Raw genomic sequence first — 13,149 nt, 5'->3', positions numbered from 1 at the left:
GCTAACGTCCGGTAAGCAGTATACGGTCGTCGGCCAGGGCCGTGCCGCTGGCCTGCTCGAACATCTCTAAAAGCTGGGAAACCTTGGTCCGGGCTCGTTCAGGACCGGACAAGTCCAAAATAATCCTTCCCTCGTGCATCATTATCGTGCGGTGACCCGTGCGGAGGGCCTGTTCCAGGTTATGGGTTACCATGAGGGTTGTAAGCCGGTGCTGTTCGATAATTTTCTCCGTCAGCCCCATGACTGTGCGTGCCGTCCGGGGGTCCAGGGCGGCCGTATGTTCATCTAGGAGGAGCAGCTTGGGGGCCGTGATGGTGGCCATGAGGACCGTCAGGGCCTGTCGCTGGCCTCCCGAGAGGAGGCCCACCCTGGTCGACAGGCGCTCTTCCAGGCCCAACCCCAAGAGGGAAAGGCGTTTTCTGAACAGGTCCCTTTCCGCAGGTGTCACTCCCCGCCTCAGGTTGCGGCTTCGTCCGCGCCGCAGGGCCAGGGCGAGGTTCTCTTCGATGGTCATGGACGCGGCCGTCCCTCTCATGGGATCTTGGAAAACCCGGCCGATCCATGCCGCCCGGACGTGTTCCGGGCAATGGGTGATATCCACGCCGTCCAGGAGTATCCGGCCGGCCTCGACTTCGTACACCCCGGCCACCACATTTAACAGGGTGGATTTCCCGGCCCCGTTCCCGCCGATTATGGTGACTACTTCACCGGGCTTTACATAAAGGTTTACATCCAGCAGGGCCACCCTCTCGTTGACCCCGCCGGCATTAAAAATCTTGGTAACGTTCTTCAACTCGAGCACCCTGCTCACTCCTCAAGCGTTGGGACCGCAACCCCAGGCGCTCCCGCGCCAGGGGAAGGGCTAAGGCTACTACCACAATCAGGGAGGTCAAAAGTTTTAGGTCTGTCGGCGGCAGGCCGAGCTGAAGCACCAGGCTGATGACCGCCCGATAGATTATCGAGCCCACTACGGCGGCCAGCATGGCCCGCATCAGGGTGGCGGTACCCACCAGAGCTTCACCGATTATGATGGAAGCCAGGCCGGCTACAATCATACCGATGCCCATTCCTACATCCGCAAAACCTTGGTATTGGCCCACCAGGGCCCCGGAAAAGGCCACCAAGCCGTTACCAATGGCCAGGCCCACCAGCTTCATGGTACCAGTATTGGTACCCAGACTCTTAACCATCTGTTCGTTGTCTCCCGTAGCCCGAAGGGCCATCCCCAATTCCGTCTGCAGGAAGAGGTAAAGGAGTACCAGCACCAATAATATCAACAGCAGGCCCAACAAAGCAGGGCCAAAGGGCTCCACCGCCGTAAGCCCCTTGGCCCATGTAAAAATTGTATCCTCCCGGAGAAGGGAAAGGTTAGCTTGCCCCATTATGCGCAGGTTTATAGAGTAAAGGCCTATCATGGTCAGGATGCCCGACAGCAGGGGCGCCACCTTCAACTGGGTGTGCAGGAGGCCGGTCACTAGGCCGGCCGCAGCTCCGCCGAGGAGGGCCATCACGAGGACTACCCCAGGATCATATCCCGCCAGGATCATCCGGGCCGCTACGGCTGCTCCCAGGGTAAAGGTTCCGTCAATGGTTAAGTCGGGGTAGTTTAACACTCTAAAGGTGATGTAGACCCCCAGGACCATAGCTCCCCACAGCAGGCCCTGCTCCAAGGCTCCTAACCAGACACTAAGGGACATGAAACTTCACCTTGCTACTACATGTTGTTTATCACTCGATGATCTTATCGGCCTTTGCCTTAAGGTCTTCCGGTATGGTCACCCCGAAGGCTTCGGCGGCTTTGGCATTCACCACGATGCTGAGATCCCTTTGGCGCTCAATAGGCATATCCTGGGGCTTTTCGCCCTTAAGCACCCGCAAGGCCATCTCTCCCGTCTGCTGTCCGAGCTTGTAATAATCGATGCCGATGGTCGCCAGGGCCCCGGCCTCCACCGTATTGCTTTCCCCGGCCAACACCGGAATCTTATGCTCCTCTGCCACCTGGAGGACCCCCGAGATGGCCGAAACGACCGTGTTGTCAGTGGGCACATAAATGGCTTCTACCCGGCCCACCAGGGATTGGGTAGCCTGCACCACTTCGGTGGTGGAGGTTACGGGTGCTTCCACTATGGTCAGGCCCAAGGCACCGGCTTCCTCCTTGGCTATGGCAACCTGCACCTGGGAATTGACCTCGCTCGAATTATAGATGACCCCCACCCTCTCGGCCGCGGGCACGAGCTGCTTAAGCAATTCAAGCTGTTCCTTAATGGGATTCATGTCCGTGGTGCCCGTCACATTGGTTCCGGGCTTATCCAGACTCTTTACCAATTTAGCGGCTACCGGGTCGGTGACCGCCGTTATCAAGATGGGGATATCCTGGGTTTCGTTGGCCATGGCCATAGCCGAATCAGTGGCAATGGCCAGGATGAGGTCTTTCTTATCCTGGGCGAATTTGCGAGCTATGTTCTGTAACGTGGATTGATCACCCTGGGCATTCTGGAAGTCAACCTCAAGGTTTCTTCCTTCCTCGTAACCCCCTGCCTTCATGGCCTCCAGGAAGCCACGACGGGCCGCATCCAGGGCGGGATGTTCCCTGATCTGGATTATGCCCAGCCTGACGACCTTCTCTTCGCTTCCCTGCTCGGAGGCGCGGTTATCATCTCCTCCCGAACCGCACCCGGCCAGGGTTAGGGAAAGAAGGAGGACAAGGAACACCACCAACGAAAACCTTTTCTTCATTTTCCCCCGCCTCCCTGTAAAGTTGCCGGCTGGTCGGGCAGCGGCAACCTGGTCCGCGACTTTAGCTACAAATAAAAATACTCCCGGAGGGAGCATTGCCGAACCCTTCCTGCCGTCCTACCGGTATTTGGGCCGGTGACCAACCGGTCTTATTGCTGTTTTTATCTTACTTTAAGGTACGGAGGATGTCAATACGGCCCCTCCCTCGACTTCCGTTCCCCAAGAGCCCGCCCCCGGCCATTACGTCCTCGCCGCCCTCTGCCCTCAAGCAACAATTCATTGACAACCGCCAACTTATTGGTTAAGATGAAATTGGCGGTTGGAGGTACCAAGGGGAAATGGTGGACACTACGTTTCACGAAGAACTGGCGCGTTACGAGCAGCTGGCCCTTATTATCGCCCAGGAAATCAGCCGGGGTACTTACCGCGAAGGCCAGAAGATTTCCGGGCGCTCGGTCCTCGCAGGGCAGTATGGTGTATCCCCGGAAACCGTGCGTAAAGCCCAGGCCCTGCTACAAGCACGGAACGTGGTCGAGGTGGTCCCTGGAAGTGGCGTAATCGTCCTTTCGCGCCAGGCCCCCAAGGAATTTGCCGGTGATTTTCAAGAACATAGCTCTTTGGAGGTCCTGAAACGCCGGCTGGAGGCCCTAAATTCGCCAGCGAAACAAGTTGAATGCGGAAATAGATAAGCTGGTAAAGGAGATCCTGCATTTCAAGGCCGGCCTCCTCAAAAACATGCAAGATGGCGAAGAGGTCCTGGTGGCGCCAGGCTCAGGTCTCATCGGCAAGAGCATACAACAAGCCCAACTGCGGACCGTAACCGGGGTAACCGTTACCGCCGTCCGCCGCCAGGGCCGCTGGTACGTTTCCCCGGGGACGGAGCTCCCCTTGCAGGAGGGAGACCTGCTATTGGTGGTCGGTACCAAGGCAGCGGTCCAACGCCTCCAGCGGATGGCGGGGGATGGGCGGACCTCCGGCCAGGAACCTCAAGGAGGGGGGTGAAGGTAACATGGTGGTATTCGAACACGTCTCGAAGACCTACGACAACTGGTACCAGGCGGTAAAGGACCTCAATCTGAAAATCGAAGCCGGGGAGCTGGTCACCTTAATCGGCCCCAGCGGCTGCGGGAAAACTACCACCCTTAAAATGGTCAACAGGATCATCGAACCTACCAGCGGCACCGTCTATGTCAACGGCAAGAACGTCCGCGAGGTTGATCCCGTGAAGCTAAGAAGGGGGATCGGCTATGTTATCCAGCAAATCGGCCTATTCCCCAACATGACCATCGCCGAGAATATCACCGTGGTGGGAAAACTTCTGGGGTGGTCCCGCCGTAAATGCCGGGAGCGGGCCGAGGAACTCCTGGCCTTGGTGGGAATGGATCCCGGGGTTTACATGGACAGGTTCCCGCGGGAATTGTCCGGAGGTCAGCAGCAGCGCATCGGCGTGCTGCGGGCCCTTGCCGCCGAGCCGGAAATCATCCTTATGGACGAGCCCTTCGGCGCCTTGGACCCCATTACCCGGGAACAGCTCCAGAATGAGCTCAAAAGACTCCAGGAAAAGCTGCATAAGACCATCCTCTTCGTAACCCATGACATGGACGAGGCGTTAAAACTCGCCGACCGCATCGTGTTGATGAGGGACGGCGAGGTGGTGCAGGTCGCCCCGCCCGACGAAATGCTGCGCAATCCGGCCGACGAATTTGTCATCAACTTCATCGGTAAGAACCGGCTGCTGCGCTCTCCTGATGAAGTGCGGGTCAAAGAAGTGATGATTACCAATCCCGTTACCATAGAGGCCGGACGTGGGCTGGCCGAAGCCCTGGAGCGTATGCGGAAACGGCACGTCGACAGCCTGATGGTAATCGACCGCCAGGAACGTTTTCGGGGAATTGTTACTATCAAAGACATTCAAACCAGTCTGTCCAAAAAGGGGACGGTAGGCGATCTCCTTTCCGGAACGGTGATCGCGGTGAGCCCAGAGCAAACGGTTCGCGAGGCCGTATATAAAATGGCCGAACACGGCGTAGGATACCTCCCGGTGGTGGACGACGAAGGCAAACTCCAGGGCCTCATGACCCGGGCCAGCCTGGTGGACATCTTAACCGACGTGCTGTGGGCCGGCGGTACCACCTCTAAGGCGGAAGACGAAAAGCAAGGAGGGGGCATGGCAAGTTGACGCCCGTTTACCTTAAAGTGGTGGATTTTATCCGCAGCCATCCTGAGGAGTTCGTGGGAGCGATCCGGGACCATATTTTCCTTCTGGTGGCGGTGCCGGTGGGACTGGCCGTCCTGGTGGCGGTTCCCCTGGGGATCCTGGCCACGCGGTATTCTTGGCTGGAAAAAATCGTAATGACCGTGGCCAACATTTTGCAAACCGTCCCCAGCCTGGCCCTCCTGGCCATACTAATCGTTCTAGGCCTCGGCATCGGGTATCCCCCGGCCATTGCCGCCCTGTTCCTCTATTCCCTGCTGCCCATCCTCCGCAACACTTATACGGGGTTGAAGGGAGTGGATCCCTTTATTAAAGAAGCCGCTCTGGGAATGGGTATGACGGGTATCCAGCGCCTGCGCATGGTAGAACTCCCGTTGGCCTTCAGCGTCATCATGGCCGGAATCCGTACCGCCACGGTAATGTGCATAGGCACCGGCACCCTGGCGGCCCTGGCGGGGGCCGGCGGCCTGGGTACCTTTATCGTACGCGGCCTGCAAATGTTGTGGGACCACCTGATTATCGTGGGAGCGGTCCCTGCAGCCCTTATGGCCTTGCTGGCCGACTTTATCCTGGGAAAGATTGAACATGCCTTAATTCCCCGGGGCCTAAGGGAATAAGTTTCTTTTATGTCTAAAAAACGGCAGGAAGGAGATGGGGAATGGGTACTTGGGTAAGAAGTAAGTATCGGCCTTTGCTGGTGGTGTTAATTGTCTCTCTGATGTTTGCTCTGACGGCCTGCGGCGCCGGGGGCACCGGAAAAGGGGACGGAGGAAACGGCGCCGGGGAAAGCGCTACTTTTAAAATCGGAACCCAGGGATATGCCGAAGTGGAAATCCTGGGTGAGATGGTCAAAGCCCTCATCGAAGCCCATACACCCCACAAAGTGGAACATGTCAGCAACCTGGGAACAGCCCTAGCCGGCCATGAGGCCACGGTTCGGGGTGACCTCCATATGAATACCAGCTTTACCGGGACCCTCTTTCTGGGACTGCTGGGACAAGAACTTACCGATGAGTGGCGCGACCCCGACAAGGTCTACCAGTACGTGAGGGACGCCATGCGGGAAAAGTACAACCTGCACGTTTTTGCCCCCTACGGGTACAACAACACTTATGCCATCGCCGTGCCCCGGAAGTGGGCCGAAGAGCACGGGGTGACCAAGATCAGTGATCTCGCCCCGTACGCCGCCGAGATGACCCTGGCGGTGGACCATTCGTGGAAAACCTATCCCGGGCAGGGCTACAAGGAGTTCACGGAGCTTTATGGTTTTGAGTTCAAAAGCGTTCCCGAGATGGATTTCGGACTGATGTACAGGTCTATTGAAAAGGGCGAGGTAGACGCCATTTGCGCCTACTCGACCGACGGCCAGCTTGTGGCCCAGGACCTGCTGGTCCTGGAAGATGATAAAGGATTTAATCCCCCGTATAACGGCATCTTAATCGCCCGGCAGGATATGCTCGATCGATATCCCGAGGTTAAAGAAGTGTTGAGCAAACTGGAGGGCCTTATCGATACGGAACAGATGCAGCAGCTCAACAAACGAGTGGTGGTGGATCAGGAAATGCCCGCCGCCGTGGCCCAGGCCTTCCTCAAGGAAAAGGGGCTGATCGAATAGGCCATAGCCGTCCCAGACAGAATTCGCCGCGGCCCCCTTTAAGGCGGGGGTCTTTTTTTGTGCGCTACCTAATACGCCTCTGAAGGCCCGGGGCCTTGCACCGAGGGCACGGAAGGTGGTATATTCTAAGGGCAACGGGCTAAGGACGCCCGAACAACGCCAAGGTGGTAAAAGCATGTCCCCCCAAAAAATCCGCGTGTTAATAGTAGACGATTCTGCCTTTATGCGGGTGTTATTGAAACAGGTCTTAGAGTCTGCAGGCGATATCCAAGTGGTAGGAGTGGCCCGGGACGGAAGGGACGCCCTGGCCAAGGCTGCCTCCCTACGTCCGGATGTGATCACCCTGGATGTGAATATGCCCCACATGGACGGCCTTACCACTTTGCATCACCTTATTAACACTAACCCGCAAACCCGGGTTATCATGTTATCCTCCTGGACCAAGGAGGGAGCGGAAACCACCCTCCGAGCCCTGGAGTTAGGGGCTATAGATTTCGTAGCTAAACCCGGCAGCTCGTCGGATCCGGCCGTGGAAGAACTAAAGGAGGAGATAATCGAAAAGGTACGCCAGGCCGCCCGAGCCCGGGTATCTGCCCGTCCGGTCCCAACACCGCCGAAAAGCCCGAGCCCCTTCGATTGGGGCCCTAAAGTCGGCGGCCTTCAAAATTTAATCCTCATGGGAACCTCCACGGGAGGACCGCGGACCCTATCCGAAATTTTATCCCGGCTGCCCGGAAACCTTCCCGCCGGCATCGTTATTGTGCAGCACATGCCCCCCACCTTCACCGCCAGTCTGGCCAAACGCTTGGATGAAACCTGCCCCGTAAGAGTGGAAGAGGCAGCCGAGGGAACCCTTATAGAGCCGGGAAAGGCCGTAATAGCCCGGGGAGGCTATCACATAGATTTTATAGCGGATGCGGGAGGAGAAATCCGCTGCCGCCTAACCCTCGAACCCTCCACCGCCCGTTTCCGGCCCTCGGTGGATGTGATGTTCGAGAACGCCATGAAGATTTATCCTCCGTCCCGGATCATAGGCGTACTCCTTACCGGGATGGGTAACGACGGCGCCCGGGGCATGGCCGAACTGAGGCGCCGGGGCGGGTACACCATTGCCGAGTCCCGCGAGACCGCCACTATCTGGGGCATGCCACGGGCGGCCTACGAGGCCGGCGGAGTGGACGAACTTCTGCCCAGCCATAGCATACCGGACGCACTGCTGGCGAGGGTGGTCAAAAAGTGAGCGGGGCAGGGAGTATGTTTTACAGGCGTAATCAAGATCTGGCTAATTGCCGGACACACAAGAAGCAGCCCCCCGGCCGGAGCCGGGGGACTGTAGTAGCTCATTTAAACTTAACCTCCGTCAGCACCAGGCGGCCGTAACCGTCCTCCCAGCTGGCCTCAGATTCACCGTCCCCGATCATTATCCCTGAAACTTTACGGTAACCCTGACGATTGACCCCAGCAGCGATAAGCACACTCTGGACCCGTACCCGGCCGTAACGGTAACCCGGTAATGGGCCATCCTTCTTCCCTTCCGGTCAATGTTTTTTGCCTATTTTCATCTACCAGAGGGAGGGTGGCCTTCCCTGCTTTTAAACTCAGCTTTTTTACACACTATATCGGACACTACTTAGGTCCTACTCCAACCCCACGCATGTAAAATAAATTCTTACCCGAACTCAAAACCCAGTCTTCGAACGTTATGGAAATTTTCACTTCTTATTCCGCGGTACACTTGAAAATCTCCCACTTCTATGTGACGACCCTCAGGCCTGGTTCTTCGCCAGGCTCCGGGCACACCTGCCAGCGATAACATATTATGTAATGCAAATAGGAGGTGTTTTCTAAGTATGGCTATCCAGGAAGGGCAGCTAGAAAACAACTGGTATTATGTTCCCGATCCCCTCGGGCTAACTTCTTTACGTAGCCACGGCCGCCAGTTAAAATACATCCTACCCTTCTGGTTCGGCGTTACCGAGACAGGAAACCTCGTGGATCAAGCCGATACTGAAGGCCTGGCGGCCATCCGGCAATTTCATCTCCCCGTGCTGGCCATAGTCCATAACTACTCCAGTCCCCAGTACGGCCCCTTGATACACCGCTTGTTGACTACACCAAGCTTACGCCAAACCCTGGTAAACAATATCTTGAGCCTAATGTACCGCTGGGGTTTCGCCGGTGTCAATATCGATTTTGAATTTCTGCCCCCGGAGGATCGTGCGTCCTTGACCGGGTTTATGCGCCAACTCTCCCAGGCCCTCCGCCCGGCAGGCTTTTTAACCACCATCTCCGTACCGGCGGAGCTGGAGGATAACCCCCGCCACCCCTTCTCGGGCGCCTTCAGTTACCCGGAACTGGGAGCCCTTAGTGACCAGGTCTATATTCTTGCTTACGACGAACATTTCGGTACACCCGGCCCTATCGCTTCCCTGGGTTTTGTTCGCCGGGTGCTGGACTACGCTGTTACGGTTATCCCCCGGGAAAAAATACGCCTGGGTATGGCCGTTTATGGTTATGACTGGGCTGAAGGAGCGGCCACTCCCGTAACCCTCTCCCATAGCCAAGCTTTAGAGCTTGCCCGCCGCGTGGGCGCAACTATTTATTATGACCAGGCGGCTCAGGAATCCACCTTTAGCTATGTAGAAGATAATATTCCCCATGTAGTATGGTTTGAAGATGTGCGGAGCTTTAGCACAAAGCTGGGGCTGGCGCGGGAGTACGACCTTCCTGGCATCGGTGTCTGGCGCCTAGGGTTAGAAGACTCGCGCATCTGGGAACTGCGAGCCGGGGGGTAAAGGCTAGTAACTGCCTGCTCCGTCTCTAGAGCTATTTCATAACCGGCATCCAATTTACCAGGCATTGCTAATTCCAGGGCCAAACGGCTATTTTAGATTTGCTAAGAAATCAAACAGACGGGGTGGACGAACTCCTGCCCATCCACAGCATAGCGGACGCACTGCCGGCGAGGGTGATCAAAAAATAAAGGGAAAAGAAAAACCTCAACAGGTACTACTCCTGTTGAGGTTTCTTGTGCTTTGGCTCCCCGGGCAGGACTCGAACCTGCAACCACTCGGTTAACAGCCGAGCGCTCTACCATTGAGCTACCGAGGAACATTATAAAATAAACTTTCTGGCGGTGACCTACTCTCCCGGGTATAGACCCAGTACCATCGGCGCTGGAGGGCTTAACTTCCGTGTTCGGGATGGGAACGGGTGTTTCCCCTCCGCTATTACCACCAGAAAGCATATTCCCTTTTTTGTTTTGTTCCCTCAAAACTGCACAGTGCTAAGGTTTTTCGGCCTTTAGAGGTCAAGCCCTCGACCGATTAGTACCGGTCCGCTAAAGGGGTTACCCCCCTTACACTCCCGGCCTATCTACCTGGTCTTCTCCCAGGGGTCTTACCCGGTTGTCCCGGTGGGAAACCTTATCTCGGGGTGGGCTTCGCGCTTAGATGCTTTCAGCGCTTATCCCCTCCAGACTTGGCTACCCAGCGGTGCCCCTGGCGGAACAGCTGGTACACCAGCGGTCTGTCCATCCCGGTCCTCTCGTACTAGGGACGGCTCCCCTCAAGTTTCCTCCGCCTGCGGTGGATAGGGACCGAACTGTCTCACGACGTTCTGAACCCAGCTCACGTACCGCTTTAATGGGCGAACAGCCCAACCCTTGGGACCGACTTCAGCCCCAGGATGCGATGAGCCGACATCGAGGTGCCAAACCCCGCCGTCGATGTGGACTCTTGGGCGGGATAAGCCTGTTATCCCCGGGGTAGCTTTTATCCGTTGAGCGATGGCCCTTCCATCCGGTACCACCGGATCACTAAGCCCGACTTTCGTCCCTGCTCGACCCGTCGGTCTCGCAGTCAAGCACCCTTATGCCTTTGCACTCTACGCGCGATTTCCGTCCGCGCTGAGGGTACCTTTGGACGCCTCCGTTACCTTTTAGGAGGCGACCGCCCCAGTCAAACTGCCCACCTGACACTGTCCCCAAACCTGTCCCAGGCCCTAGGTTAGAATTTCGGTACCCCAAGGGTGGTATCCCAACGTCGGCTCCCCGCACCCTGGCGAGCACGGTTCTCCGCCTCCCACCTATCCTGTACATGAAGTACCAAAACCCAATGTCAGGCTACAGTAAAGCTCCACGGGGTCTTTCTGTCCTACCGCAGGTAACCCGCATCTTCACGGGTACTACAATTTCACCGAGCCCCCCGTCGAGACAGCGCCCAAGTCGTTACGCCTTTCGTGCGGGTCGGAACTTACCCGACAAGGAATTTCGCTACCTTAGGACCGTTATAGTTACGGCCGCCGTTTACTGGGGCTTCGGTTCAGAGCTTCGCAAGGGGTACCCCCCTCACTAACCCTTCCCCTTAACCTTCCAGCACCGGGCAGGCGTCAGCCCCTATACCTCAGCTTTCGCTTTCGCAGGGACCTGTGTTTTTGGTAAACAGTCGCTTGGGCCACTTCTCTGCGGCCCCCTCAGGCCACCAAGTGTTCACTTGGCTACCCTACTCGGGGCACCCCTTCTCCCGAAGTTACGGGGTCATTTTGCCGAGTTCCTTGACGAGGGTTCGCTCGCGCGCCTGTGGATACTCTCCTCGCCTACCTGTGTCGGTTTCCGGTACGGGCACCTGGCCCCCTTCGTTAGAGGCTTTTCTCGGCAGTTTGGGATCGGCCAGTTCGGTACTCTAATTTCCCTCCCCGTCACCTCTCGGGCTTCCCGTGGAGCGGATTTCCCTGCCCCACACCCTACTGGCTTGGACGCACTCTACCAACGGTGCGCTGCGCCTACCCTCCTGCGTCACCCCGTCCTCAAACGGTGGCCAGGTGGCAGCGGAATCTCAACCGCTTATCCATCGCCTACGCCTCTACGGCCTCGGCTTAGGTCCCGGCTTACCCTGGGTGGACGAGCCTTCCCCAGGAACCCTTAGGCTTCCGGCGGGCAGGATTCTCACCTGCCTTCTCGCTTACTTATGCCGGCATTCTCACTACCCTGCGCTCCACTTACCCTCACAGGTAAGCTTCGACGCACAGAGTACGCTCCCCTACCCCGGCTAAGCCCACGCTTAGCCAGCCGCAGCTTCGGTGACGAGCTTTAGCCCCGTTACATTTTCGGCGCAGAGCCACTCGACCAGTGAGCTATTACGCACTCTTTAAATGATGGCTGCTTCTAAGCCAACATCCTGGTTGTCTCGGCAGCTCCACATCCTTCCCCACTTAGCTCGCCCTTTGGGACCTTAGCTGACGGTCTGGGCTGTTCCCCTCTCGACTATGAATCTTAGCACCCATAGTCTGACTCCCAAGGACCAACTAACGGCATTCGAGGTTTGAAAAGGTTCGGTAACCTGGTAAGGCCCCTAGCCTTATCAGTGCCCTACCTCCGTTAGTCTCACCTTGAGGCTAGCCCTAAAGCTATTTCGGGGAGAACCAGCTATCTCCGGGTTCGATTGGCATTTCACCCCTACCCACAGGTCATCCGACGACTTTTCAACGCCGTCCGGTTCGGGCCTCCACGGGCCTTTACCCCCGCTTCACCCTGCCCATGGGTAGCTCACCCGGTTTCGGGTCTACGGCAGCGAACTTAACGCCCTATTCAGACTCGCTTTCGCTACGGCTCCAGGCCTCCCAGCCCTTAACCTCGCCCGCTACCGTAACTCGCCGGCCCGTTCTGCAAAAAGTACGCCGTCAGTCTACCTCAACGGTAAACCTCCGACTGCTTGTGGGCATACGGTTTCAGGTCCTATTTCACTCCCCTCCCGGGGTGCTTTTCACCTTTCCCTCACGGTACTAGTCCACTATCGGTCGCTAAGGAGTATTTAGCCTTGGAGGATGGTCCCCCCTGATTCCCACAGGGTTCCCCGTGCCCCGTGGTACTCGGGTACTACCCCAGAGCCCTTAAGCCGTTTCGAGTACGAGGCTCTTACTCTCTACGGCCGGGTTTTCCAACCCTGTTCCCCTACGACTTAATGGTGCCCCCAGACAGCTGCCACTGCCTGTAAGGGTAGCCCCTCAACCCCTTATGCACAACGGTGGCAGCCTTCTCCATGCATAAGGTTTAGGCTCCTCCCCTTTCGCTCGCCGCTACTCAGGGAATCTCTCCTTGATTTCTTCTCCTCTGGGTACTAAGATGTTTCAGTTCCCCAGGTTCGCCTCCTGTACCTCAACAGTACAGGATGCCTAGGTATTACCCTAGGCGGGTTCCCCCATTCGGGCATCCCCGGGTACATGCGCCTGCTTGCGGCTCCCCGAGGCTTTTCGCAGCTTGCCACGCCCTTCTTCGCCTCTTAGCGCCTAGGCATCCACCGTATGCCCTTACTAGCTTGACCTCTTAAGCTAACCCCCGCACTGTGCAGTTTTCAAAGAACAAGCTCTACACTTAAACTCTGGTGGAGATGAGCGGATTCGAACCGCTGACCCCCTGCTTGCAAAGCAGGTGCTCTCCCAGCTGAGCTACACCCCCACCCCTATAGTTTGCCTGGTGGGCCTGGGTGGAATCGAACCACCGACCTTACGCTTATCAGGCGTACGCTCTGACCTTCTGAGCTACAGGCCCCTCTTGCTTTCAGGGACGAGGTCCCTGAAAACTGAA

At 57.2% G+C, this 13,149-nt stretch carries 10 protein-coding genes, 3 tRNA genes, 2 rRNA genes and 1 pseudogene; 7 read left to right on the top strand and 9 right to left on the bottom strand.

Translation table 11 applies throughout. The features are described 5' to 3' along the window. Window position 1: 1 nt before the first annotated feature. From TAMC210_RS01900 to TAMC210_RS01890, 3 genes are read right to left on the bottom strand one after another with little or no spacing between them, the layout of a single operon-like run. Window positions 2–802, bottom strand: coding sequence for an ABC transporter ATP-binding protein (locus TAMC210_RS01900; protein WP_173297107.1), 801 nt, complete (start codon window positions 800–802; stop codon window positions 2–4). After that, window positions 768–1,697 (bottom strand): ABC transporter permease, encoded by a 930-nt coding sequence (locus tag TAMC210_RS01895; protein WP_173297106.1) that lies wholly within the window; start codon window positions 1,695–1,697, stop codon window positions 768–770. The genes TAMC210_RS01900 and TAMC210_RS01895 overlap by 35 nt, the downstream gene beginning before the upstream one ends. Before the next feature lie 31 nt (window positions 1,698–1,728). Further along, window positions 1,729–2,736, bottom strand: coding sequence for an ABC transporter substrate-binding protein (locus TAMC210_RS01890; RefSeq protein WP_173297105.1), 1,008 nt, complete (start codon window positions 2,734–2,736; stop codon window positions 1,729–1,731). A gap of 338 nt (window positions 2,737–3,074) precedes the next feature. Between TAMC210_RS01890 and TAMC210_RS01885 the strand changes: the two genes are divergently transcribed. The 6 genes from TAMC210_RS01885 to TAMC210_RS01860 all read left to right on the top strand — a co-directional run bounded on the left by TAMC210_RS01885 (window position 3,075) and on the right by TAMC210_RS01860 (window position 7,806). Continuing rightward, the gene (locus TAMC210_RS01885) at window positions 3,075–3,425 is read left to right on the top strand and encodes a winged helix-turn-helix domain-containing protein (protein ID WP_173297104.1); all 351 of its coding nucleotides are present in this window, start codon (window positions 3,075–3,077) and stop codon (window positions 3,423–3,425) included. Beyond that, window positions 3,406–3,738 carry a cation:proton antiporter regulatory subunit gene (locus TAMC210_RS01880; protein ID WP_173297103.1) on the top strand — a complete coding sequence of 111 codons (333 nt, stop codon included), beginning with the start codon at window positions 3,406–3,408 and terminating at the stop codon, window positions 3,736–3,738. Before TAMC210_RS01885 ends, TAMC210_RS01880 begins: the two co-directional genes overlap by 20 nt. Before the next feature lie 7 nt (window positions 3,739–3,745). Next, window positions 3,746–4,915, top strand: a complete 1,170-nt coding sequence (locus TAMC210_RS01875; protein WP_173297102.1) for an ABC transporter ATP-binding protein — start codon at window positions 3,746–3,748, stop codon at window positions 4,913–4,915. Then, window positions 4,912–5,568: an ABC transporter permease gene (locus tag TAMC210_RS01870; protein ID WP_217267217.1), complete on the top strand. Its 657-nt coding sequence runs from the start codon at window positions 4,912–4,914 to the stop codon at window positions 5,566–5,568. Before TAMC210_RS01875 ends, TAMC210_RS01870 begins: the two co-directional genes overlap by 4 nt. 41 nt (window positions 5,569–5,609) lie before the next feature. Beyond that, window positions 5,610–6,566, top strand: coding sequence for a glycine betaine ABC transporter substrate-binding protein (locus tag TAMC210_RS01865; RefSeq protein ID WP_173297101.1), 957 nt, complete (start codon window positions 5,610–5,612; stop codon window positions 6,564–6,566). A gap of 175 nt (window positions 6,567–6,741) precedes the next feature. Then, window positions 6,742–7,806: a protein-glutamate methylesterase/protein-glutamine glutaminase gene (locus tag TAMC210_RS01860; protein ID WP_173297100.1), complete on the top strand. Its 1,065-nt coding sequence runs from the start codon at window positions 6,742–6,744 to the stop codon at window positions 7,804–7,806. Between the two features lie 100 nt (window positions 7,807–7,906). Here the strand turns inward: TAMC210_RS01860 and TAMC210_RS01855 are convergent. Then, window positions 7,907–8,053: pseudogene (locus TAMC210_RS01855) on the bottom strand (transposase); the annotation flags it as partial. Between the two features lie 363 nt (window positions 8,054–8,416). Between TAMC210_RS01855 and TAMC210_RS01850 the strand changes: the two are divergent. Further along, on the top strand, window positions 8,417–9,361 hold the full coding sequence (locus TAMC210_RS01850; protein ID WP_173297098.1) for a glycosyl hydrolase family 18 protein: 945 nt from the start codon (window positions 8,417–8,419) through the stop codon (window positions 9,359–9,361). Window positions 9,362–9,602: 241 nt separating this feature from the next. Here the strand turns inward: TAMC210_RS01850 and TAMC210_RS01845 are convergent. The 5 genes from TAMC210_RS01845 to TAMC210_RS01825 all read right to left on the bottom strand — a co-directional run bounded on the left by TAMC210_RS01845 (window position 9,603) and on the right by TAMC210_RS01825 (window position 13,113). Next, window positions 9,603–9,677: transfer RNA gene (locus TAMC210_RS01845), tRNA-Asn, on the bottom strand. A 17-nt stretch (window positions 9,678–9,694) separates the two neighbouring features. Next, a 5S ribosomal RNA gene (gene rrf, locus TAMC210_RS01840) occupies window positions 9,695–9,807 on the bottom strand. A gap of 65 nt (window positions 9,808–9,872) precedes the next feature. Next, a 23S ribosomal RNA gene (locus TAMC210_RS01835) occupies window positions 9,873–12,886 on the bottom strand. A gap of 58 nt (window positions 12,887–12,944) precedes the next feature. Further along, a tRNA-Ala gene (locus TAMC210_RS01830) sits at window positions 12,945–13,020 on the bottom strand. A 16-nt stretch (window positions 13,021–13,036) separates the two neighbouring features. After that, window positions 13,037–13,113: transfer RNA gene (locus TAMC210_RS01825), tRNA-Ile, on the bottom strand. Between the last annotated feature and the right edge of the window lie 36 nt (window positions 13,114–13,149).

Origin of the sequence: Thermanaeromonas sp. C210, assembly GCF_013167955.1 — a bacterium.
Taxonomy (GTDB): Bacteria; Bacillota; DSM-521; order Neomoorellales; family Neomoorellaceae; genus UBA12545.
Note: the sequence above shows the minus strand (reverse complement) of the source record. Positions and strands in the feature narration are given on the sequence as shown.